The organism is Fusobacterium sp. IOR10, assembly GCF_010367435.1.
GTDB lineage: Bacteria > Fusobacteriota > Fusobacteriia > Fusobacteriales > Fusobacteriaceae > Fusobacterium_B.
In genome coordinates this window covers 53,993-76,476 of the sequence record NZ_WJWY01000006.1, presented here as the reverse complement: position 1 = coordinate 76,476, position 22,484 = coordinate 53,993, and the positions used below count along the sequence as shown (strand labels likewise).

The 22,484-nt window shown below is 28.0% G+C and carries 24 protein-coding genes; 9 read left to right on the top strand and 15 right to left on the bottom strand.

The genetic code is table 11. The features are described from left to right. Nucleotides 1-259: 259 nt before the first annotated feature. Genes panC through GIL12_RS02695 form a run of 5 tightly spaced genes read left to right on the top strand, consistent with a single transcriptional unit; the run spans nucleotide 260 to nucleotide 4,645 of the window. Nucleotides 260-1,108: a pantoate--beta-alanine ligase gene (gene panC, locus GIL12_RS02715; RefSeq protein ID WP_163468815.1), complete on the top strand. Its 849-nt coding sequence runs from the start codon at nucleotides 260-262 to the stop codon at nucleotides 1,106-1,108. Next, nucleotides 1,108-1,491: an aspartate 1-decarboxylase gene (gene panD, locus GIL12_RS02710; protein ID WP_163468814.1), complete on the top strand. Its 384-nt coding sequence runs from the start codon at nucleotides 1,108-1,110 to the stop codon at nucleotides 1,489-1,491. The genes panC and panD overlap by 1 nt, the downstream gene beginning before the upstream one ends. 8 nt (nucleotides 1,492-1,499) lie before the next feature. Beyond that, complete coding sequence (locus tag GIL12_RS02705; RefSeq protein WP_163468813.1) at nucleotides 1,500-2,501, top strand: bile acid:sodium symporter family protein; 1,002 nt, start codon at nucleotides 1,500-1,502, stop codon at nucleotides 2,499-2,501. Next, complete coding sequence (locus tag GIL12_RS02700; RefSeq protein WP_163468812.1) at nucleotides 2,437-3,153, top strand: aldolase/citrate lyase family protein; 717 nt, start codon at nucleotides 2,437-2,439, stop codon at nucleotides 3,151-3,153. Before GIL12_RS02705 ends, GIL12_RS02700 begins: the two co-directional genes overlap by 65 nt. 16 nt (nucleotides 3,154-3,169) lie before the next feature. Continuing rightward, nucleotides 3,170-4,645, top strand: a complete 1,476-nt coding sequence (locus GIL12_RS02695; protein WP_239056039.1) for a citrate lyase subunit alpha — start codon at nucleotides 3,170-3,172, stop codon at nucleotides 4,643-4,645. A gap of 30 nt (nucleotides 4,646-4,675) precedes the next feature. On the opposite strand, the gene GIL12_RS02690 is transcribed toward GIL12_RS02695, so the two are convergent. The 13 genes from GIL12_RS02690 to GIL12_RS02630 all read right to left on the bottom strand — a co-directional run bounded on the left by GIL12_RS02690 (nucleotide 4,676) and on the right by GIL12_RS02630 (nucleotide 15,760). Further along, nucleotides 4,676-5,284, bottom strand: coding sequence for a LysE family translocator (locus tag GIL12_RS02690; protein WP_163468810.1), 609 nt, complete (start codon nucleotides 5,282-5,284; stop codon nucleotides 4,676-4,678). A 15-nt stretch (nucleotides 5,285-5,299) separates the two neighbouring features. Beyond that, on the bottom strand, nucleotides 5,300-6,466 hold the full coding sequence (locus GIL12_RS02685; RefSeq protein ID WP_163468809.1) for a Fic family protein: 1,167 nt from the start codon (nucleotides 6,464-6,466) through the stop codon (nucleotides 5,300-5,302). A 161-nt stretch (nucleotides 6,467-6,627) separates the two neighbouring features. Further along, on the bottom strand, nucleotides 6,628-7,614 hold the full coding sequence (locus tag GIL12_RS02680; protein ID WP_163468808.1) for a YhdH/YhfP family quinone oxidoreductase: 987 nt from the start codon (nucleotides 7,612-7,614) through the stop codon (nucleotides 6,628-6,630). Between the two features lie 80 nt (nucleotides 7,615-7,694). After that, nucleotides 7,695-8,144: a MarR family winged helix-turn-helix transcriptional regulator gene (locus tag GIL12_RS02675; protein ID WP_163468807.1), complete on the bottom strand. Its 450-nt coding sequence runs from the start codon at nucleotides 8,142-8,144 to the stop codon at nucleotides 7,695-7,697. A 23-nt stretch (nucleotides 8,145-8,167) separates the two neighbouring features. Then, entirely contained in the window at nucleotides 8,168-8,443 is a 276-nt protein-coding gene (locus GIL12_RS10210) for an RsiV family protein (RefSeq protein ID WP_370456695.1), read from the bottom strand. A gap of 43 nt (nucleotides 8,444-8,486) precedes the next feature. Further along, nucleotides 8,487-8,870, bottom strand: coding sequence for a hypothetical protein (locus GIL12_RS02665; protein WP_163468806.1), 384 nt, complete (start codon nucleotides 8,868-8,870; stop codon nucleotides 8,487-8,489). 60 nt (nucleotides 8,871-8,930) lie between these two features. Next, on the bottom strand, nucleotides 8,931-9,110 hold the full coding sequence (locus GIL12_RS02660; RefSeq protein ID WP_163468805.1) for a rubredoxin: 180 nt from the start codon (nucleotides 9,108-9,110) through the stop codon (nucleotides 8,931-8,933). Between the two features lie 19 nt (nucleotides 9,111-9,129). Beyond that, nucleotides 9,130-9,909 carry a cyclase family protein gene (locus tag GIL12_RS02655; RefSeq protein ID WP_163468804.1) on the bottom strand — a complete coding sequence of 260 codons (780 nt, stop codon included), beginning with the start codon at nucleotides 9,907-9,909 and terminating at the stop codon, nucleotides 9,130-9,132. 24 nt (nucleotides 9,910-9,933) lie between these two features. Further along, nucleotides 9,934-11,631: an FAD-dependent oxidoreductase gene (locus GIL12_RS02650; protein WP_163468803.1), complete on the bottom strand. Its 1,698-nt coding sequence runs from the start codon at nucleotides 11,629-11,631 to the stop codon at nucleotides 9,934-9,936. 103 nt (nucleotides 11,632-11,734) lie between these two features. Further along, nucleotides 11,735-12,652 carry a TIGR01212 family radical SAM protein gene (locus tag GIL12_RS02645; protein WP_163468802.1) on the bottom strand — a complete coding sequence of 306 codons (918 nt, stop codon included), beginning with the start codon at nucleotides 12,650-12,652 and terminating at the stop codon, nucleotides 11,735-11,737. Further along, nucleotides 12,645-13,298 (bottom strand): epoxyqueuosine reductase QueH, encoded by a 654-nt coding sequence (locus tag GIL12_RS02640; protein WP_163468836.1) that lies wholly within the window; start codon nucleotides 13,296-13,298, stop codon nucleotides 12,645-12,647. Before GIL12_RS02640 ends, GIL12_RS02645 begins: the two co-directional genes overlap by 8 nt. Nucleotides 13,299-13,410: 112 nt before the next feature. Then, nucleotides 13,411-13,749, bottom strand: coding sequence for a zinc ribbon domain-containing protein YjdM (locus GIL12_RS02635; RefSeq protein ID WP_163468801.1), 339 nt, complete (start codon nucleotides 13,747-13,749; stop codon nucleotides 13,411-13,413). Between the two features lie 67 nt (nucleotides 13,750-13,816). Further along, nucleotides 13,817-15,760 (bottom strand): sigma 54-interacting transcriptional regulator, encoded by a 1,944-nt coding sequence (locus tag GIL12_RS02630; protein ID WP_163468800.1) that lies wholly within the window; start codon nucleotides 15,758-15,760, stop codon nucleotides 13,817-13,819. Nucleotides 15,761-15,966: 206 nt separating this feature from the next. On the opposite strand from GIL12_RS02630, the gene nhaC reads away from it, so the two are divergent. The 4 genes from nhaC to GIL12_RS02610 all read left to right on the top strand — a co-directional run bounded on the left by nhaC (nucleotide 15,967) and on the right by GIL12_RS02610 (nucleotide 20,620). Next, a complete protein-coding gene (gene nhaC, locus GIL12_RS02625; protein ID WP_163468799.1) occupies nucleotides 15,967-17,418 on the top strand; it encodes a Na+/H+ antiporter NhaC in 1,452 nt (483 codons plus the stop codon). Between the two features lie 6 nt (nucleotides 17,419-17,424). Next, nucleotides 17,425-18,576 carry a beta-aspartyl-peptidase gene (gene iadA / locus GIL12_RS02620; RefSeq protein ID WP_163468798.1) on the top strand — a complete coding sequence of 384 codons (1,152 nt, stop codon included), beginning with the start codon at nucleotides 17,425-17,427 and terminating at the stop codon, nucleotides 18,574-18,576. Between the two features lie 64 nt (nucleotides 18,577-18,640). After that, nucleotides 18,641-19,825 carry a CaiB/BaiF CoA-transferase family protein gene (locus GIL12_RS02615; RefSeq protein WP_163468797.1) on the top strand — a complete coding sequence of 395 codons (1,185 nt, stop codon included), beginning with the start codon at nucleotides 18,641-18,643 and terminating at the stop codon, nucleotides 19,823-19,825. A 93-nt stretch (nucleotides 19,826-19,918) separates the two neighbouring features. Beyond that, entirely contained in the window at nucleotides 19,919-20,620 is a 702-nt protein-coding gene (locus GIL12_RS02610) for a hypothetical protein (RefSeq protein ID WP_163468796.1), read from the top strand. A gap of 36 nt (nucleotides 20,621-20,656) precedes the next feature. Here GIL12_RS02610 and GIL12_RS02605 read toward each other — a convergent pair whose 3' ends face one another. After that, nucleotides 20,657-21,559 carry a DUF523 domain-containing protein gene (locus GIL12_RS02605; protein ID WP_163468795.1) on the bottom strand — a complete coding sequence of 301 codons (903 nt, stop codon included), beginning with the start codon at nucleotides 21,557-21,559 and terminating at the stop codon, nucleotides 20,657-20,659. An 82-nt stretch (nucleotides 21,560-21,641) separates the two neighbouring features. Next, nucleotides 21,642-22,421 (bottom strand): TSUP family transporter, encoded by a 780-nt coding sequence (locus GIL12_RS02600; protein ID WP_163468794.1) that lies wholly within the window; start codon nucleotides 22,419-22,421, stop codon nucleotides 21,642-21,644. Between the last annotated feature and the right edge of the window lie 63 nt (nucleotides 22,422-22,484).

Below are 22,484 nucleotides of genomic sequence, written 5' to 3'. Positions count from 1 at the left end.
ACTTTTACAAAAACATATGATCAGATATTGACAGAAATATAGAAATTTGTGAAATTAATATATGTGTAAGATAATAGCTTAAAATATAAAAGCAAAAAAATCTAGTTGGTATCTTTAGTTTGTAAATAGTATTAAAAACATATAAATTCCTAATAAATTTATATTATTTTATGTATATCGATCTACTTTGAGTTTATTGTATAACTATTGTAAATGGAAATATGCTTAAATATGTAGGATGATATAAAGAGGAGAAGGAATGAATATTGGTTCAAAAATTTTAGAAGTAAGAAGTTTAGTAAAGTATTGGAAAAAAGAAGGATTATCAGTTGGATTAGTTCCAACTATGGGGTATCTTCATGAGGGACATTTAAGTCTTATAAAAAAATGTAAAGAGGAAAACGATAAAGTTGTAGTCTCAATTTTCGTAAATCCTACCCAATTTGGAGAAAATGAAGATTTATCTTCTTACCCAAGAGATTTAAAAGCAGATTCTGCTTTATGTAAAGCTGTAGGTGTTGATTTAATTTTTAATCCATCGTCAGAAGAAATGTATATAGATCCATGCGCCTATGTTAATATTAATAATTTATCAAAAAATTTATGTGGTAAATCTAGACCAATCCATTTTAAGGGAGTTTGTACTATAGTTTCAAAATTATTAAACATAGTTACTCCTGATAGAGCATACTTTGGTGAAAAAGATGCTCAACAATTGGCTATTATTAAAAAAATGGTAAAAGATCTAAATTTTGATGTGAAAATAGTTGGATGTCCTATTGTTAGAGAAAAGGATAATTTAGCTAAAAGTAGTAGAAATTTTTATCTTAATGAAGAGGAAAGACAAGCAGCACTTGTTTTAAGTAAAGCACTTGAATTAGGTAAAGATTATTTAAAAAAAGATAATAATGTAAATCATTTAAAAGAAGTTATTGTTAATAAAATTAATAGTGAACCTCTAGCAAAAATTGACTATGTTGAAGTGGTGGACAGTTTAAATATAGAGCCTGTTTCGGAAATAAAAAAAGATATTTTAGTTGCTGTAGCTGTATATATTGGAAATACTCGTTTAATAGACAATTTTACATTTAATGGAGGTAGAATATAATGGAATTAACAATGCTAAAAGGAAAAATACATCGTGCTACAGTGAAACAAGCAGCTCTTGATTACGTTGGAAGTATTACTATTGATGAAAATTTAATGGATGCAAGTGGTATTATTGAATATGAAAAAGTTCAGATTTCAGATGTAAATAATGGAAGTAGATTTGAAACTTATGTTATAGCAGGGGAAAGAGGATCTGGTTTAATTTGTTTAAATGGATCTGCTGCTAGATGCGTAAGTGTGAATGATAAAATAATTATAATGTGTTATGCTAATATGTCTGTTGAAGAAGCAAAAACAGTTAAACCTAAAGTGGTTTTTGTGGATAAAGACAATAAAATTAAAAGAGTTACTAGATATGAAAAACACGGGCAGTTAGGATAGGTGATAAAATGAAAATTTTAGTTGCCTTTACTAAAAATGTTGGAAAATTTATGGGATTAATTATAGTTATCATGTCAATAATAGCAATGCTTGAACCTAGTTTTTTTACATGGGCTACTCCATACATAGTTCCTTTATTAGGAATTGCAATGTTTGGAATGGGACTTACTTTAAGAGTAGAAGATTTTAAATTAATTTTATTACGTCCAAGAGATATAATTGTAGGAACTTTAGCACAATTTACTATAATGCCTTTACTTGCTTATGTTCTTGCAGTAATATTTAAATTACCACCAGATTTAGCAATTGGAGTTATACTAGTTGGAACTTGTCCAGGGGGAACAGCTTCAAATGTTTTAACTTATTTAGCTAAGGGAGATGTATCTCTTTCAGTTGGAATGACAATGTTGTCAACTTTATTGTCTCCAATACTTACTCCATTAATAACTTATTTATTAATTGGAACATGGGTAAAAGTTTCTTTAGTAGCAATGATAATATCAGTATTAAAGATAGTTGCATTACCAATATTCTTAGGAATATTAATTAATCATTTATTTTCAAAAAAAATAGAAAATATAAAGGGCACTTTACCTTTAATATCAATTATAACTATAGTTATATTAATTGGGTGTATTATAGGAAATAATTCTTCTAAAATTTTAACTATGGGATTCACTGTAGTACTAGTAGTTATATTCCATAATTTACTTGGTCTATTACTAGGTTATTTAGTTGGAAAAATATTAAAATTAGAAGATTATAAAAGTAGTGCTATATCAATTGAAGTTGGAACTCAAAATTCAGGACTGGCAGTTTCTTTAGCAGTTAATAATTTTGCAGCAAATCCACTTGCAACAATTCCAGGAGCATTATTTAGTGTCTGGCATAATATTTCGGTTCTTTGTCAACTGGTGTTGGTGGAGAAAAATAAAAAAATAAATAATGATGAGAAGTTTATTAATTTCATCTGTCACCCCAAAAATACTTGCAAACGCTCATTTATATGAAGCAGATTATTTAATATTTGATTTGGATAAAACCATATCCATAGAGGAAAAAGATTCTGCTAGAGAATTGCTTGTACAAGGAGTTAAATGTATGGATTATAATTTAGATAATATTATAATAAATATTAATTTAATTTCATCTGATTATTGGAAGGAAGATGTTAAAGATTTATTTGCTACTGGAATAAGAAACTTTGGTATACATTTAGAAGAAGAAAAACACATTAAAGAGATTGATGAATTTTTAAAGAAATTAGAAAATAAATTTAACATGGAAGAGGGAAGTTGTAAAATTTTATATTCCATAGGAAAACCATTTTTAATTATGAATATTCAAAATATAATTATGAATACAGATAGGATACTTGCTCTTTCTTTTAATAAGGGTGAGTTTAGAGAAAATATAAAAGTTGAAAAACATAAAAACAATGAGGATTTATCTTTAGGTAAAAAAATGTTAATTATGGGAGCATCTCTTAAGGATATTTATTGTATTGATAGTCCCTTTGAAGATTTATCAGATGAAGATAACTTTATAAAAGAAATTAAAAATAATATGAATATTGGATTTAATGGAAAAATTTGTTTTCATCCATCTCAAGTTAGAATAATAAATAGTATTTATAAAAATAGTTATTATTATAAGGATTAATATGAAAGGAGAAAATGTGAAGAATTCTAATGAAATACCTGATTTTATAAAAGGTTATGGAAAAGTTAAGCTTTACAATGAAAATAAAGCTAATGAAAAACCACAGGATAAAATTTTAAAGAACATACAAGAAAGCATAATTAAAAGTAATTTGATAAGTGGAATGACTATTTCCTTTCAAACTAATCATAGAAATAATAATAATATTTTAAATTTAATAATTGAAGAAATTGATAAGTTAGGAATAAATGACATAAATTTAGTTGTTTCTTCTCTTGGTAAAATACATGAACCTTTAATTAAATATATTAAAAAAGGAGTAATAACAAAGATAAGTACTTCTGGGATTAGAGGAGAAATAGCAAAGGAAATTTCAATAAATAATATATTAAAAAATCCTGTTGTTTTTAGGAGTTCTGGAAATAAGGTTAATTCAGTACTTTCTGGGAAATTAAAAATAGATGTTGCTTTTTTGATTGCCTCATCTTGTGATACAATGGGAAATTTTAATGGTATTGAGGGTCAATCAGCATTTGGTTCAACTGGTTATTCTATGACTGATACGAAATTTGCAAATAAAGTTATTGTGATTACAGATAATATTGTGACCTTTCCTTTAGGAAAAATTTCAATATCCATGGACTATGTAGATTATATAGTCAAAATAAAATCATTGACTATTAATACGAATTTTTTAAATTCTATTAAATTAACTAAAAATCCAAGAGAATTGATAATTGCAGAAAAAGCTGCAGAGCTTCTTATTAAATTAGGATATATTAAAGCTGGATATTCTATTCAACCAGGACCTGGGGGATCATTCTTAGCAATATGTAAATTTCTTAAAGAATATATGAAAAAAAATGAAATTAAAGGATCTTTTCTAAGTGGCGGAATTTCTGCTTATTTAGTAAATTTATTAGAAGAGGGATACTTTGAAAATATTTTTGATTTGCAAAGTTATGATGTTGTTTCTGCTAAATCTTTATTAAACAATGAAAAACATATAGAAATTTCAGATGCTTCCTATAATGAAATTTTGTCTAATTTGGATATAGCAATTGTAAATGCAACAGAAATAGATATTGATTTTAATATAAATTTATTAACAGGATCTAATGGTATTATAATGGGAGTTCCCACAGTGACACAAGATATTGCTCGCACTTCAAAAATTACAGTTGCAATGTCTTCATGTATGAGAAAAAGAATTCCTATAATAACTAAAAAAGTAACAAATGTAGTCATTCCTGGAAAAGATATTGATATATTAGTAACAGAAAGAGGAATTTGTATAAATCCTAGAAGAAAAGATTTAATTAAAATTTTAAAGAAAGAAAATATAAAATTAACTAATATAAAGAAATTATACGAAACAGTTACTAAAATAACAGGGGTACCTAAGAAACCAATTTATACAGAAAATATAGTTGGGGTAATAGAATCTTCAGATGGGAAAGTAATTGATATAATAAAGCAAATAAAAAAATAATATTTTATTAAAGAAAAGTCCTAGAAAAATCTAGGACTTTTTTAATGATTTTAATCCAAAAACAATTAAAATCATTCCAACTGCTATATTTAAAATAGTTATTATATTTTCTGGTAAAAAATTAGTTACTAAACTGCCTCCTAAAGCAACTAAAGTTAAAAAAAATAAAGTTGAGAGACAAGCTCCTATTCCAAAAAAATAAACATTTTTTTTAGTAATATTTTCTTCTATTATTTTAGTGGAAAATACTCCTGCCCAAAATATAATACCTAAAGGGTTAGAACCTGTAAGTATAACTGCTTTTAAAAATATGTTTTTAGATGTAACTTCTTTTAAAAGATTGATGTTTGGCAAAATAGAAATTCCAAAGGAGGATAATATAAAGCTTAGACCAAAAACAATTAAAATTCCTCCTCCAAAACAGCTTATGAACTGTTTAATTCTCTTGGATTTTTCAAGAATTTTTCCAACACCTAAAATAGCTAATAATATAAATAGAGCATCTGTGAAAACTACCCCTAAAACTCCAAACTCTGAAAATAAAAATCCAGAAGAAATAGCAGTGTTAAAAATAAATAAACAAACAGGACCAACAGCTAATTGAAGTAACATTCCAAATTTAAAACCTTTAAAAATCATAATACCTCCATTTACTTATTTTATAAAATATTTATTTCTGTTTTTATATTTTTGACTTCCTAAGAGTCCAAAACTTTCAAATTTTAATACAAAGGAACGAATAGTGGCGTAAGCTGCATTTCCAAAGGTTTTTTCTAATTCCTTTGTTGTGAATTCATTTTTCCCATAGTGAGATATAACAAAGTTCCAAAGTTCCTTTTCCTTTAAGGTTATTTCCCCTGCATTTAATTTTTCTAAAAATATATCAAAGACACTTTCTTCATTTCCACTAAATTCCAGTTTATTATATACATTTTCTATAAAATAATTTATAAAAGGTGTTACATCAATAACCTTTGACATTTTTTGATTTTCTTCTATAATTTGAAAAGCTTTATAATATTTCTTTTTACTATGATTTATATGCTTTGAAAAGGATACAAATAGAGAAGTAGGATATCCCTTTTGAACTAAAAACCATAAATGTAATAATCTTGCCATTCTTCCGTTGCCATCAAAGTAAGGATGAATATATGCTAAATAAAAATGTATAATTACAGATTTTATAAAATCATCTATATCTGATTTATCATTGATAAATTTTATAAATTTGTCCATGTATTCAGGTAATTTTTCATAGGCTAATCCTTGGTGAACCTCTTTTCCTCCAACAACAAATACTTTATCGTGACGATAGAAGTGACCCTCTAAAAGCTTGCTTTCCCCTTGTAAATAATTTCCAATTGCTAAATCATATAAAGTCTTTAAATTCTCCTTGTTTATCTTATTTGAATTATCACTTATAAAATCAAGAGCATTTTTTATTCCCATTATGTGATTATCTCTATTGCCACTAATAGCATAGCCATTTAAAACATTTTCAATGTTTTTTCTTTCTGAATGTATATTTTCTATTTCTAAAGTAGAATAAATTTCTTCATTCATTGCATTAAATCCATAATTATATTCTGTTAAATTTGGTTTTATCAAATTTTTTATACAGTTAATATTTAGGGAAACTTTACTTGGTATAAAAACAAAATTATTCTCAGTAAAATCTTTTAATTCTATTTCTCTAAACATAGTTGATTTTAATATATCTATACAGTTAGAAACCTCTTTCTCTGAGTATTTATATTTTAATTTTTTAAGGTTGAAAAAATCATTATCATTGATTAGATTAAAAAATAAAGTTGTTTCCATATTACCTCCCTTTAACTGATACTAATTGATACTAATATATATCAGTTTACCATTGATTTATAAATTTTGCAAGTAATTTAAAAAGAACTTAATTTCTTAAGTTCTTTCTAAAGTGATTGGCTTTATGTTAAAAGATAAAAATAATATCTTCTAAGAGTATATTAATTGTGTTTTAAAATGACTCTTCCTATAATTTTTCCTGCAAGCATGTCATCTACTTTTTGTGAAATTTCTTCCAAAGGAACTTCTGTTATACCAGATTCTAAGTTAGTACCTTTCCATTCCATTGCTAATTTTTCCCATACAGCAACTCTTTTTTCCATAGGACATTGAACAGAGTCAATACCTATAAATCTAACTCCTCTTAAAATGAAAGGGTAAACATTGGCATTTGGAATATCTCCTCCAGCTATATTTCCACAACTAGTTATAGTTCCACCATATTTAAGAGTTCTTATTCCAGTTGATAGAGGATTTCCTCCAACAGTATCAATAATTCCTGCCCATCTTTGTTTTAATAATGCTTTTCCAGATTTATCATCAATTTCTTCTCTAGATAAAACTCCCTTAGCTCCCAAATCCATAGCAAATTTTTCTTCTTGTGGGTTGTTAATAGTTGTATAAACATTATATCCTAATTTAGTTAAGAATTTAACTGAATGACTTCCAACTCCTCCAGTTCCTCCAATTACTAAAATATCTCCATCTTCAGGCTTAACTTCTCTAATTAATTCAAAAACTGATAGAGCAGCAGTGAATCCAGCAGTTCCATAAATAACTACTTCTTCTAAAGATAAATCCTTTGGTTTTTTTACAACCCAAGAAGAGGGAACTCTAATATATTCTCCAAATCCTCCATCAGTATTCATTCCTAGATCATATCCAGTAACTATAACTTCTTCACCCTTTGTAAAAGTATCAACTGTTGATGATTCAATAATTCCTGCAGCGTCAACTCCTGGTGTATGAGGATATTTTCTAGTAACTCCTCTATTTCCAGTACATGATAATGCATCTTTATAATTAAGAGATGAATATTTAACTTTTATTACCACTTCACCCTCTGGTAAATCATTAATATTTCTCTCTACTATTTTTCTAATAAATTTTCCATCTTCTTCAAAAATTCTTAAAGCTTTAAATAACATATGTCCCCCTTGATAATCAATTAGTACGGTTTCGTACTTTATTTGTAACAAAGTGATTATACACTAAATTAAAAAAATTGTCAATTTTTATTTTCTTCTGTTAAAAAATTTTTTCTGACTTTTCTAAGTAGTGTAACTAAAAGTTCCTTTTCCTCTTCTGTAAAATCAAAGTATGTTTTATCTAAAAGGTTATTACTTATTTCTTTAAAAGATTCTTTAAATTTCCATCCACTTTCAGTAAGTGTTATTTCTATTATTCTAGCATCATCTTTATTTTTTTCCTTTGATATATATCCTAGTTTTTCTAATTTCTTAACCATATCTGTTATAGTTGATTTTCTTTTTCCTGTTTTACTTACAATTTCATTAATTGTTATTCTTCCCTTACTTCCATATAATAAAGAAAATATTGTTCCATGAGAATTAATAATATTTTTAATTTCCTTTCTTCTCAGTTCTTCATTAATGTATTGACTACTTTTCTCATTAATTATTGAAATTAAACCTATTATAGTTTTTGTATTATTCATGCTCGCCCCTTCTGCTTAACTAATTATGTTAAATCTTTTAAATATTTTTTCATTTCTTCCTTTGAAAATATGAACTCTGGCATCCCTGTTGAATAGGGTGCTAAAGTATAATGTGGGTATGTAACAATTAGCTTGTCCCCATTAAAATAAACATTTGCATTTTTTAATTTAACTGCATCACTTTCTAGACTATCTTGAAAATAGAAAACTTTAGTTTCATCATTATTTGATTTTTTAAAATCTTTTTCAATGCTTTCTAAAATTTTATTTTCAATATCTGCTTTTCCCTCTTCTGTGATAATATCTTCTATTGTTAATTCTTTTCCTGACTTATTAGAATAGTTATATGAAGATACCCCAGTTAATCCATGGGCTCCCCCTTGGTAATAATAAGTACTTAAAAATAGAAGTTATTCCAAATTCATTTTCATAAGTTTCATAGGATATTTTTTCCTCATACTTAATGGAATTATTCATATTTTCTTGTAAATATTTAATTTCTGGTAATTCTTCCTTTAAATTATTTTTACTATTTTCTATCATTTCCTTAAATTTTTCATTTTCCAAAGAAAAATCCTTGTTTTTAAAGGAAAGCTGAGGTACTGAATAATTATAAGAATAATATTTATTTTCACTATTTTCTTTAATGTTTTTAATAACTATCTTCTTTTCCCCTATACAGCCTACTGATGCAATTAATAGAAATAAAGTTATTGTTTTTTTCATTTATTTATTTTCTCCCTTTGTAAAAGTATAAGAGGGTAGATGTAAATCTACCCTCAAGTTTTAATCAGTTAGTATTTTTGTAATTAAAGGCTCAAATTTATCTTTTTTAGCATTACAAATAGGACAAGTCCAATTCTCTGGTAATTCTAAAAACTTTGTATTTGCCTCTATATTAGTTTTAGGACTACCTATTTCAGGATCATAAACATAATTACAAACAGTACATTTCCATTTTTTCATATTCTCCCCCCTTATTTTATTATTTATGTTTTTTATGTTTTGAAGGAACTACAGCCCAAGCTCTTACTGGAAGTCCATTGGCTCCAGAAATCTTTGGAGCAGCTATAAAGATTAATGCTCCTGTTAAAGGAATCTTATCTAAATTAGTTAACATTTCAATTTGAAACTTATCTTGAGCTAATACATATCTTTCAGCTTGAAGATCCCCAGCAGCAGCACTGGTAATTGCAGAGTCTGTATCTAAAGTTTCATGTCCTATACCTGCAACTTCCCTCTCTTTAAATAGATAATTTAAAGTTTCTATTGTCCATCCTGGAAAATGTTCTTTTCCATCATAATCTACATTTTCCAACAAAGTTTTATCAGGCCATCTTTTACTCCAGTCAGTTCTCATAGCAACAAAACTATTTTTTGGAATTCTTCCATGTTTAATTTCAAAATTAGCAATATCCTCTAGGGTTAATTCATAATCAAAGTTATTTTTCACTTGTTCACTAACATCTATAATAACTAAAGGAAGCACAGTATCTTTAATATGAAAATCATCAGAATTTCTTCCATTTTCTATAAAGTGCTTGGGATAATCTATATGAGTTCCAAACTGTCCTGGAAATTTAAAGCTTTGAATCTGTAGTGGCATTCCTTCTATATAGTCATAATTAACTAGCACAGTTCCAAGCTCAACAGCACCCTTTGGAATTCCATCCCAAAAAGGACTTTCATTTGTTAGTGTGTGGGATAACTCTATCCACTCTAGGTCTTTTAAATTTTCTAATAATTCCCATAAATTCTCTGTCATAAATACCTCCTTGTTACTATATTATTACTTAAACATATATTTTGTTAAGATAGGTTTTCTTGATTGAGATTTGTCGTTAAAGTATTCATAATATGATAATAGTGAGAATCCACAATCAATGGCAATTACATCTTTAATTCCTAAACTTTGTAATATTAAAGCACCGTTATAACTTGTCATTCCTGTTTTACAATGTATATATATAGTCTTATCCTTAGGTATCTCATTTATTCTATCTCTTAATTCTTCAATTGGAATATTAACAGCACTAACTATATGTCCAATATCAAATAATGCTCTAGGTCTTACGTCTAATATATAATCATTATTTTCAACTAATTCTCTTACCTTATCAAATGAACAATGTCTGTAAGTATCACTCATTAAGTTACTTGCTATATATCCAGCATAGTTAACTACATCCTTTGCTGTTCCAAATGGAGGAGCGTAACATAGTTCTAAATCCTTTAAATCATAAATAGTTCCATTATATTTTAAAGCAGTTGCAATTACATCTATTCTTCTAGCAACATCTCCCTTTCCAATGGCTTGAGCTCCTAAAATTCTTCCTGTTGGGATTTCATAAACTAATTTAAAATACATTGGATTGGAATTTGGCATTATACTAACACTATCATGGGCAACTAAGGATACAGTATCATAATCTACATTTAGATTCATAGCTTTAATAAATCCCTCATTTAGACCTGTGGAAGCTCCATTATAATCAAAAACTTGAATTATTGAAGTTCCTATATATCCTCTATTATCAACTGGTAAATTATTTATATGATCTGCAACAGCTCTTCCTTGTTTTTGTGCTGGACCTGCCAATGCAAGTTTAAAGTAATCATGGAATAAACTACCATAAACTTCCACAGCATCTCCAATTGCATAAATATCAGGATCATTTGTCATATAGTTTTGGTTTGTTTTTATTCCTCCCATTTTACCTATATCTAAATTAGCACCTTTAGCTAAAGTAGTTTCAGGGGATACACCTATTGCCATAAATACAACATCAGTGTCCACTTTTTCCCCAGAAGAGAGAAGAACTTTATTTTCTTCAAAGCCTTCTACTTTTTTGTTTAATATTAAGTTAACTCCTTTATCAGTTAACTCCTTATGGAAAATTTGCACCATATCATAATCGAAGGGTTTCAATAGTTGAGGCATAGCTTCTATTAAAGTAATGTTATATCCAACTTCCTTTAAGTTCTCAGCTGTCTCAACTCCTATAAATCCACCTCCAATTATTGTTACTTCTTTTACTTTCTTATTATCTAAAAATTTAATAATATTTATAACATCCATTACATTTTTAACTGTAAATACTTGTACTTTTTCTATTCCTGGAAATTTAGGAACAATTGGATTTGCTCCTGGGGATAAAATAAGTTTATCATATGTTTCTTCATACATACTTTCAGTTTTTAAATTTTTTATTTTAAGTTTTTTATTTTTTCTATCTATTTCAATTACTTCTGTATTATTTCTAACATCAACATTGAAATTATCTAAAAATCCTTTAGGGCTAGTGACAATTAGATCTTCTGTGTTCTTTATAACATTTCCTAAACGATATGGAAGACCGCAGCTTGAAAATGAAACATGTTCTCCCCTTTCAAACATGATAATCTCATCCTCTTCATTTAGTCGTCTTAGTCTTGTGGCAACAGAAGCTCCTCCAGCTACCCCTCCAACTATAACAATTTTTTTCATAAACATCTCCCCCTTCTGTAAAATTAAAACTAAACATGTTATATACACTATTAGACTTAATTTAAAGCAATTTGGTTGTGTAAATAAAATAAAACTTCCCTATTTATTCTTCTATCTTTGACCCTTGAAAGGTATTTTCAAGTTTCATATTTTTATGTATGCTGTTTAAGACTTTTCTTTTATTTAAAGACCAAGTGGGCAACAGTAAATCTTCTTTTTTAGGGTCCCCAGTTAGTCTATGGATCACTATATTCTTATTTAATCTTTCCAGTAGAGAGATTACAGTTTCCACATACTCATCTTCATTATAGATTTTAAATGAATTTTCATTGTAGTATTTTTCCAACTTACTATTTTTTAAAATATAGAGCATATGAATTTTTATTCCCCAGGAACCAACACTATTAATTAGTTTAACTGTGTTATATAAGTCTTCTTTTTTTTCTGTTGGTAGGGATACTATCATATGAGTTACAAATTTAATATTTTCTTTTTTTAAATTTTTTGCTGTTTCAATGTATGTACAAGTGTTGTACCCTCTATTTATAATTTCACCTATACTGTCACTAGCACTTTGCAATCCCAATTCTACCCATAAAAAATATTTCTCATTAATTTTTTTAAGTAATTGTAAAACATCTTCTCCAATACAATCAGGTCTAGTTGCTATTGCTATTCCAATTACTTTCTCATGAGCTAGAGCTTGGAAATATATTTTTTCTAAATATTTAATATCCCCATAGGTATTAGTAAAGTTTTGAAAATAAGCAATAACCTTATTATCCTTATTTTTAGATTTAATAAATTCCAGTTGCTCGTCAATTTGATCACTTATGTTTTTTCTTCTAGACCCTGCAAATTCTCCACTTCCAACATCACTGCAGAAAATACATCCTTGTGATGATATTGTTCCATCTCTATTTGGACAAGTAAAGCCCCCATCCAATGAAACCTTATATATTTTTTTTCCAAACTTATCCTTTAAATAGTTATTCAAAGAATAAAATCTATCATTATTCATTGGTTTCTTCCCTTTTTAATTTTTCTTTTCTATAATTGTCCATTTCTATTTTAGAAAATATACATCCACAATAATCTTGTCTGTATAAGTTGTATTCCTTTGACAGCTTAATTGATTCTTGATATCTTCCCTTTTTCTTAAAGTCATTATATAGATAATTAACTAAATATTTATTTTCTAAATTTTCTCCAATTTCATTTATCCACTTGGAATTTTTTAATGGACTTATACTAAGAACACTTGCAAAATAATCATAATTATTTTCACTAGCATGTTTAGCTGTTTCTTCAAGACGGATAGTATAGCATTTATAACATCTTTCTCCACCTTCTTTTAAATCTTCCATTCCCTTAACCTTGTTAAAAAAATCTTCCACAGGGTCATATCTTCCCTCTTCTATATCTATATTATACTTTCTTTTACTAATATATTCTTTTAGTTCTATTAATCTTTTCCCATATTCATCCTTTTCAGTTGTATTTGGATTATAGTAAAATAAAGTTATTTTAAAATATTCCATTAAAGTTTCTAAAACTCCTGAACTGCAAGGGGCACAACATACTTGTAATAATAGTTTTGGTTTATCCTTTTTATTTTCAATTGATTTTAATTGACGCTCCATTTCAAGTTCATAATTAATTTTTATCTTATTCTTTTCTAATTTCATATAACACCTCTACTATATTTTAGTATACTTCCTACCTAATATCAAGAATCAATTGAAAAAAATAAAAAAAGGCATATAATGCCTTTTTTTATTAACCTTTTTTAACAACAGATGTTTTTAATTGCATTGGCCCAAAACCTGGTATTTTACAATCAATATCATGATCCCCATCAGTAAGTTTTATATTTTTCACTTTAGTTCCTCTTTTAATAACTCCAGAACCTCCACCAATTTTCAAATCTTTTATGATTGTTACAGAGTTTCCATCACACAGTACATTTCCATTAGCATCTTTATAAATTTTCTCATTGATCTCTTCTTCAACATTTTCTTCAGTCCACTCATAAGCACATTCAGGACAAACAAATAAATTTCCATCTTTATAAGTGTAAGCTGAATCACATTCAGGGCAATTTGGTATTATTTTCATTATCTCCCTCCAATAAATTAATATATGTTTGGACATTGTACTATATTTTTGATTTTTTGTCAATTTTTTAATTGATATATCTAATACCTTGGCTTTTTTTCCCCTGTTCCACTCTTCCCTCTTCCTTTAGCTCATCTATTAATTTTCTAACTTTATACTCACTTATGTTGTATGTGTTCTTTAGAATTTTGAATATCTTAGTTCTTCCTATGGAAACTTCCTTAATACAGTGATCCTTTATAATATTTAATATATCTTTTTTTATTTCTTCCCTATTGAAAATTCTTTTTTCTTTTCCACATTTTATCTTATCTTTTAGAAAATCATTTTCCATTAAGGTGTCTATGGTTATTAAATTAGAATCACTTAAAAGTATAGCGTAAGATATTGTATTTATTAATTCCCTTACATTTCCCTCCCATGGATAATTTTTTAAAAAATCCATAGCCTTCTTTGAAATTTCATAGTTTTCATAGGAATTTTTAACTAGGAAGTCTTCTATAATAGTTTCAATATCCTCTTTCCTTTCCCTTAGGGGAGGTATTCTTAGGTATCCGCTTCTCAATCTATAGTATAAATCCTTCCTGAATCTGTTCTCCTTGCACATTTGATAAATATCCTTGTTTGTAGCTCCTATAATTCTAATATCTATTGGAATTATTTTCTCTCCTCCTATTCTCACTATTTCCTTTTCTTCTAAAACTCTAAGGAGTCTTGACTGTATCTTTAAACTTATATCCCCTATTTCATCAAGGAATATTGTCCCCCCTTGAGCAAGTTCAAAGAATCCCTTTTTCCCCTTTGGACTTGCTCCAGTAAAGGCTCCCTTTTCATAGCCAAAAAGTTCACTTTCTATAATAGTTTCATTTAATGATGAAAAATTAATAGGAATAAATGGATTATTTTTTCTACTTGAAGAATTATGTATAGCAGATGCAAAAAGTTCCTTCCCTGTTCCTGTTTCCCCTTCTAGCAAAACAGTTATTTCACTTTTGGATAATTTTTCTATCTTATTTTTTAAACTAACTATTTTTTCAGATTCCCCAATTATATGATTTAGAAAATACTTACCTTTAAAATTTGATTCCAAATGCATGTCTTCCTTATATATGCTTATATATGTGAATTTGTTAAATATATTCTTTTTTAAAATAAATTTACTGTTGTTTATTAATGCTGTCTTTGAAAAGTTATTTTTATCCTTTAAAAATTCCAGTATTTCCCCTTGTTTTAAGTATTTTTTAGAATTTTCATATTTAATTTGTAATTTTATATGTTTTACAATATCATTTTCAAAGGAAAACTCTTGCAGTTCATCCTTATAGAAAATAATATAATTTTTATCAAGGGTGTCTATAATGTTAAATAAACTATCCCTCTTCTCCTTTTCTTTTCTCATGGTCCTATGCTTTTCTTCATTTAATTTTACTATTTTATTTAGAAAATTATTTGATATTCTACTACTATTTAAAGAGAATAAGTCCAACTTATTTAATATTAATATTAAAGTTTCCATTTCAATTAATCTAGATCCTATATCATATATTTTTTCAACAAAGGGTGGTACCTTGTCCACTTCCCCTGGAGTTACTGCAATTTTAAATTTTTTAATAATTCCTGATTTTTCAGGATAATAGGGTATGAATTTAATGTGCTTTATACCTATTTCTTCCAATGATGTAAGAGCTTCATATGTGGATTCCCTAGAGTCATTTACAAAAATAACTTCATTTCTGTCTTTTATATTGAACAAAATATCAATATTGTTATAATTTATTGTTCTCTTAGCAACAATTGAATTTTTTAATTGGAAACTTATTTTTCTTTTCTTTACCTTTTCAAATGTATAATTGCTTGAGAAAACTATTAAATCTCCATTAATTTCATTTTCTCCAATCTCATCCAAAGAATATCCATTAATAATAACATCTTCAAACAATAAATCTTTAAGTTGTTTTAATAGATTGATTTTAGTTACATAAGTTCCTGCTATTAACGTTATAACTTTCATAATTTCTCCTTTGTTTTGGATATATTTTGGTGTTGTATTAGTATAACATAAATAAATTTAAAATATATGATTTTTATTAAAAATTTTATTTTAGCTTTGTGTTTTAAAATAGAAAATACATAGGTTTTATGTTCCAATGAAGAAAATAAAAGCTTTGGCATTGAAATTGCTTTTTAATACTACAATAAAGTTTATGGAGGGAATATATGAAGAAAAATGTAAAAAGAAAACCAACGGTTAAAGAGGGATTATTTCCAATTGTATTTATGATTTTAGCCCTATCTATAGGATATGGATATTTAAGATTTAGAACAGAGCCTATTCTGATTTTATCTGCCTTTGTTGCAGGAATATTAGCTTTAAGATTGGGCTATACTTGGGAAGAAATGCAAGAAGCAATTATTGATAAAATTGGAAAGGCAATGCCAGCCACATTAATATTATGGAGTGTTGGATTATTAATTGGTTCTTGGATGTTCTCAGGAACAGTTCCAATGATTATATACTATGGTGTTCAAATTGTAAATCCAAGATTTTTACTTGTAACATCTTTTCTAATAACAGCTTTAGTTTCAACAGTTACAGGAACTTCTTGGGGAAGTGCAGGAACTATAGGTGTTGCTCTTATGGGAATAGCTGGAGGTCTTGGAGTTTCATTACCTGCCACAGCAGGTGCCATTGTTGCAGGAGCTTATTTTGGAGATAAATTATCACCTCTTTCAGATACTACAAATCTTGCTCCAATAGCTGCAGGAAGTGAATTATATGAACATATAAGACATATGCTTTATACAACAATACCAGCAGCTTTAATTTCAATTGTTATTTATTTATTTGTTGGATTAAAGGCAACTGGTGAAGTTGCAACTCCTGAAAAAGTTACAATGTTATTATCTCAACTTGACAATATGTTCAGTTGGAATATAATATTAATACTTCCAGTTTTATTAATTATAATTGGTTCAGTTAAAAAATGGCCATCTATTCCAACTATGCTTGGAACAAGTTTGTTTTCAGTAGTTTTAGGGGTTATAGTTCAAGGGTTTACTTTGAAAAATGGTTTTGCTGCTTTAGTTAAAGGTTTCAATATTAATATGACAGGTTTTCAAGGAACTGTTATGCCAGATGTAATTAGATTAATAAATAGAGGTGGAGTAGTATCTGTTACAGGAACTACAGTATTAATATTTTGTGCTATGGGTTTTGCTGGAATTATAAGTGTTTCAGGAATGTTAGATGTTGTATTAGGAGAAATACTTTCTAGAGTAAAAACAACAGCTGGTATAATTAACTCTACTATTTTATCATGTTTCACAATGGCCTTTGTTACAGGAAGTTCTTATTTAACAATACTTATACCTGGTGAATTATTTCAAGCTACATATGTTAGAAGAGGGTTACATCCTAAAAACTTATCAAGAACACTTGAAGATTCAGGTACTGTATTAGTTCCATTGGTTCCTTGGTCTGCAGCAGGAGCCTATATGACTGCAACACTTGGAGTTTCAACTTTTTCCTATGCTCCTTGGGCAATATTAAACTATTTAGGAATAGTTATAGCAATAATTTTAGCTTTCACTGGTATTGGTATAGCAAAATTATCCAAAGAAGAACAAGAAACATATATGAAAAAATTAAATATTACAGAGGAGGAATAGAGAGGGATGTTCATACTTATAAAAAATATAGACATCTATTCTCCTGATTATATAGGGGAAAGGGATGTATTAATATGTAATGATAAAATTATAGAGATAGGTGAAGATATTTCCTATAATTTAAAAAACTTAAAAACAATTAATGGAAAAGGAAAGAAGCTAATTCCAGGGATAATGGATCAACACATTCATGTTACTGGTGGAGGGGGAGAAGGAAGTTTTAAAACTAGAGTTCCTGAGGTTAATCTTTCTGACTTAGTTAAAGGGGGAATAACAACTGTAGTAGGACTACTTGGAACAGATTGTCTTACTAGAAGTATGGAGAATTTAGTTGCAAAAACAAAGGCTCTAAAGGAAGAGGGAATAAATGCCTATTGTCTAACAGGGGGATATGAATTTCCTTCACCTAATTTAACAGGAAATGTAAAAAAAGATATTATGTTTATAGAGGAAGTAATAGGGATTAAAATAGCCCTTTCTGATCATAGATCATCATTAATTAACAATCATGAATTAGGAAGACTTGTTACTGAAGCAAGGGTTGGAGGAATGCTTTCTGGAAAAGCAGGATATGTTACTTTACATATGGGAGATGGAGTAAGATCCATACAGCCTATATTTGAAATTCTAGAAAATTCAGATATTCCAATTAATCATTTTAGGCCTACACATGTTGGAAGAAAAAAGGAATTATTCTATGATTGTATAAAATTCAATAAATTAGGAGGGTATATAGATATTACTGCTGATGATAATGGGAATATAATGAAACTACCTGATCTTTTCAATGTATTAAAGGAAAATAACAGTGATTTTTCAAAGATAACTTTAACTTCTGATGGAAATGGAAGCTGGTCAAACTATGATGCCTCTGGGAAAATGATAGAAATAGGAGCATCTAAATGTGACGCTGTTTTAAATAAAATTATAGAATTAGTAAAAAATAATATTTTCCCTTTGGAAACTTCCATAAAATTTGGAACATCCAATGTTGCCACAGCCATTGGTATTTCAAAGAACAGAGGTTATATTAAAGAGGAATATTTTGCAGATGTACTTATATTAGATGAAAATCTAGATTTGGATTTTGTTATAAGCAATGGTAAAATAATGATGGAAAATAAAAAAATAGTTGTTAAGGGCACTTACGAAAAATAATGGATTCACTCTACTTTATGATATAATGAAGTAGAGTGAATTTTTTTAGAAAGGAAGTGAAGATATGGGTGCTTTAACTGGATTAAAAATACTAGATTTTTCAACATTGCTACCAGGACCCTATGCAACTTTAATGTTGGCAGATTTAGGTGCTGAAGTTTTAAAAATAAGTTCTCCCACTAGAGGTGATATAGTAGCTGACTATCCTCCATTTATTAAAGGAAGTAACTTATCTGCAAACCAAGCTTGGCTAGGAAGAAATAAAAAAAATATGTTTTTAAATTTAAAATCAGAAGAGGGGAAAAATATAATTAAAAAATTAATTTTAGAATATGATATTTTATTGGAACAGTTTAGACCTGGAGTTATGAAAAAATTAGGTCTTGATTATGAAACTTTAAGGAAAATTAATCCAAAATTAATTTATTGTTCTCTCACAGGTTATGGTCAAAGTGGTCCTATGAAAAATAATGCAGGTCATGATATTAATTATCTTGCTAGAAGTGGAAACATGTCTTATTCTGGTAGAAAATCAACTGGCCCTGTTTTAACTAATATGCAAATAGCTGATATGGGAGTTGGATCTCTTCATTCTGTTGTTGGAATTCTTGCTGCTGTAAATTATAGGAATAACACAGGGGAAGGGCAATACATTGATGTTTCAATGTTAGATGGCTTAATTCCATTTCACGCAATGGAAGGGGCAAGTTTTTTAGCCACAGGAATAGAATCTAAAAGGGAAGAAACTAGATTAAATGGTGGAGATATTTATGATTTTTATAAAACTAAAGATGATAGATATTTAAGTGTTGGAGCTTTGGAACCTAAATTTTGGAGGAATTTTTGTAAATGCATAGAGCTTCCTCAATTAATTGAAAAGGAAATTACATTAGAAAATATTCTAGAAATAAAAGAAATTATAAAAAATACATTAAAGGGAAAAACTCTCAGTGAGTGGATGGATGTATTTAAAGGAAAAGATGTGTGTGTTGAACCTGTTTTAAATATGAAAGAAGCTTTAATGGAAGATGATCAAATTAAAGCTAGGGAAATGGTTGTGGAAGTAAACATTTCAAATGATAATGATTTAAAAATAAAACAAATGGGCTCTCCTATAAAATTATCAAAATGTCCTGTTAAATATTCTAAAAGTGGTTATCCACTTGGTTATCACACTAAGGAAGTTTTAGTAAAACTTGGATATAATGAAGATGAAATTAAAAAGTTATTAAAAGATGAGATTATATAAAAACTGTTGCCCTAGCAACATCTAATTTATAGAAAAAAGCTTATAATTACATTATGAAATATAAATAAATTAATTATAAGGATGGTAGATATTATGGAAAAAGAAAGAAAAGTTTGGATGAATAAGGCTGATAGTTTTGAAGTTATAGATGTAAGAAAAGCAAGTAATAATTTTTTACCAGGTATGTTGAAAAAAGGTGAATCAAAGGAAGTTGGAGAAGGAATTGCAGTTATTCAATCCTTTGAACCAAAACCTCTATACAAAGCTTATGAAGCTTTAGGTTATGAACACTATACAGAAAAAATAAGTGAAGATGAATATAAAACATATTTCTTTAGAATAACTAAAAAGGAAATGAGTCAAAAAAGTGGAGATATGCCCTTTAAACCAACTTCAATTCTTAATTATAAGGAAATTGATAGTAGACTTGCAGATAAAGTTGTTAATTTTTGGGAGTTTATTTGGGAAAAGGAAAATCCTGCAATTGATTTAAAAACAAAGTTATTACTTTCTTTATCAAATGCAGTTGGAGCAGGAAGATATAGACAAGCTACAAGGGAACTTGTAAAGGCTTACTCAATAGGTCTTAAAACAGAAGAATTAGATGAATTATTTTCTCTATTTGCTTGGAATCAAGGAATTGGATATTTTTCATCAGAAATAGGTCCATCTACTTTATTTAAAACTTATAAGTTTATAAAGAAGGAAGAGGGACTAGGAAGAAGTAGAAAAGAAATCATGGAAAAATTAGTTGAATTATTTGGAGAAAAAAATCCAGATGTAAAAACAGTTTAATTATAAAAGGTAGCATCATTTTGATGCTACCTTTTTTTATCTTGGTGGTTTATAATCAATTGGAGCTGTCCCAAATAAATATTCTTCTTTCTTTAACAGTCTTTCTAAAAGCAACATTTTTTCAGCGATTCTTGTCATACCTCTTACATCATCAAAATCAGCATCTAAGGAAAGATCAAATTTCTTTCTTAAGAATGAATAATTTTTCTTAAGACTACCCATAATTCTTTCCAATGAAGAAGGTTTCCTCAAACAAAATAAAATCTCTTTTTTAATTTCTTGAAGGTCATAGTTTGTTAAATCACCTATTTTCCGACCAAAATTCCTAGCCCATTCATTATCCAATTCTTGGCATAAAAATTTCAAAAAATGCCATGCTTCATAAATATCCTTTGCTTCCTTTATATCTTGTCTTTTCAACCAAACAAAGGCTTGAAGTCTTCTTCTAGAATCCCACCATTTTACTGGACTTTGAAGATCTGATGATGGAATTAAGAATATTTCTTCATTTAATAGCATAGCTCCAAATAATCCAGGGGGATGTCCTAATCTTTTATTTTTCAATGTTGTTCTGTATACTCCACAGCTTGGACTACCTTCCATATATATAAACACTTCTACATTTCCAGCCTTTAAAGTTTCTAAACAGGCTTTTGAGCCACTTAAAAGCTCTTTTGTTAAACGTTTCCCTCTTCTATTTTTAATTTCTGCTATTCCATTTAGAACATCAAAACCATTTCCTCCAATTATTCTTATTGGATATCTTGGAACCCCAAGTCCAGCCATAACCTCAGGACATACAGGATGCCAAATATAATCTGATTTTTCCCTATCTAAATATCCGAGCATATCGTATCCTTTAACATTATATCTAACCTTTGCCCCTATTTGACAAGCAGAAATACCAATATTTATTTTTTCTTCTAACTTTAAATCCATATTTCCTCCTTCTAAAAATTAAATGGGATGCTTATAGTTTCTTTAATATAAGCTTACCTTCTAATTTTTTAAAAGTCAAATTTTATATGAATTTATCAAATATCATTTTCCCAACAGTTAAAATTGAAATACTTATAAATACAGGTCTAACTACAGAGGCACCATTTTTTATAGCAAACTTAGCTCCCAGTTGCCCTCCTATAAACATTACAAAGCTTAAGGGAATAGCATAAATATATATAATCTTTCCTAAAATTATAAATCCAAGAACTGCTGCAATAGCAGCAAAGAAAGTTGTAGCTTTAACATTTGCAGATGCACTTATAAAATCAAAACCATAGATTTTTACATATGCAAATAATAAAAATGATCCTCCTCCAGGTCCAAAAAATCCAATGTAAAAACTAATTATAAAGGTTGCAATTAATCCAATAATATTAGTTTTCATATCCAAATATTTAAATGTATTTTCAAATCCAAGCCTTTTATTGAAAATTACATAAACAGTAAGAAGGATTAAAAGAATCATAACTAGTGGTTCTAAAAACTTGTCGTCTATTTTACTAACTGTATAAACTCCAAGAAGAGAGGAAAAAAAAGCAGCAACTGATGTATATTTTATAATTGAAAAATTAACTTTTCCAGAATAAAAATATTTAAGGGAACTTCCTAAACCTAAAAAAACAGAAGTAAACTTATTAGTTCCCAGAGCAAAATGTATTGGCATACCTGAAAGTATATAGGCAGGAACAGTTATTATTCCCCCTCCCCCAGCTATGGCATCTATAAAGGCTCCAATGAAACAAGCTACACTTAAAAATAAAAATTTACCAATTGAAAAATCAAAGAAAATTGTTTCCATAAATTTCACCTACTTTAATAATATACTAAAGATAGTAGCATATAAAAACATTATAAACAATAT

Coding starts and splice junctions, on each gene's coding strand:
- GIL12_RS02610 (WP_163468796.1), top strand. CDS start 19,919: ATGGAAAAAGAAAGAAAAGTTTGGATGAATAAGGCTGATAGTTTTGAA.
- GIL12_RS02605 (WP_163468795.1), bottom strand. CDS start 21,559: ATGGATTTAAAGTTAGAAGAAAAAATAAATATTGGTATTTCTGCTTGT.
- nhaC (WP_163468799.1), top strand. CDS start 15,967: ATGAAGAAAAATGTAAAAAGAAAACCAACGGTTAAAGAGGGATTATTT.
- iadA (WP_163468798.1), top strand. CDS start 17,425: ATGTTCATACTTATAAAAAATATAGACATCTATTCTCCTGATTATATA.
- GIL12_RS02690 (WP_163468810.1), bottom strand. CDS start 5,284: ATGATTTTTAAAGGTTTTAAATTTGGAATGTTACTTCAATTAGCTGTT.
- panC (WP_163468815.1), top strand. CDS start 260: ATGAATATTGGTTCAAAAATTTTAGAAGTAAGAAGTTTAGTAAAGTAT.
- GIL12_RS02650 (WP_163468803.1), bottom strand. CDS start 11,631: ATGAAAAAAATTGTTATAGTTGGAGGGGTAGCTGGAGGAGCTTCTGTT.
- GIL12_RS02635 (WP_163468801.1), bottom strand. CDS start 13,749: ATGAAAATAATACCAAATTGCCCTGAATGTGATTCAGCTTACACTTAT.
- GIL12_RS02645 (WP_163468802.1), bottom strand. CDS start 12,652: ATGAATAATGATAGATTTTATTCTTTGAATAACTATTTAAAGGATAAG.
- GIL12_RS02615 (WP_163468797.1), top strand. CDS start 18,641: ATGGGTGCTTTAACTGGATTAAAAATACTAGATTTTTCAACATTGCTA.
- GIL12_RS02630 (WP_163468800.1), bottom strand. CDS start 15,760: ATGAAAGTTATAACGTTAATAGCAGGAACTTATGTAACTAAAATCAAT.
- GIL12_RS02680 (WP_163468808.1), bottom strand. CDS start 7,614: ATGTTATTTAAAGCTTTAAGAATTTTTGAAGAAGATGGAAAATTTATT.
- panD (WP_163468814.1), top strand. CDS start 1,108: ATGGAATTAACAATGCTAAAAGGAAAAATACATCGTGCTACAGTGAAA.
- GIL12_RS02700 (WP_163468812.1), top strand. CDS start 2,437: ATGATGAGAAGTTTATTAATTTCATCTGTCACCCCAAAAATACTTGCA.
- GIL12_RS02685 (WP_163468809.1), bottom strand. CDS start 6,466: ATGGAAACAACTTTATTTTTTAATCTAATCAATGATAATGATTTTTTC.
- GIL12_RS02665 (WP_163468806.1), bottom strand. CDS start 8,870: ATGAAAAAAACAATAACTTTATTTCTATTAATTGCATCAGTAGGCTGT.
- GIL12_RS02675 (WP_163468807.1), bottom strand. CDS start 8,144: ATGAATAATACAAAAACTATAATAGGTTTAATTTCAATAATTAATGAG.
- GIL12_RS02600 (WP_163468794.1), bottom strand. CDS start 22,421: ATGGAAACAATTTTCTTTGATTTTTCAATTGGTAAATTTTTATTTTTA.
- GIL12_RS02655 (WP_163468804.1), bottom strand. CDS start 9,909: ATGACAGAGAATTTATGGGAATTATTAGAAAATTTAAAAGACCTAGAG.
- GIL12_RS02660 (WP_163468805.1), bottom strand. CDS start 9,110: ATGAAAAAATGGAAATGTACTGTTTGTAATTATGTTTATGATCCTGAA.
- GIL12_RS02705 (WP_163468813.1), top strand. CDS start 1,500: ATGAAAATTTTAGTTGCCTTTACTAAAAATGTTGGAAAATTTATGGGA.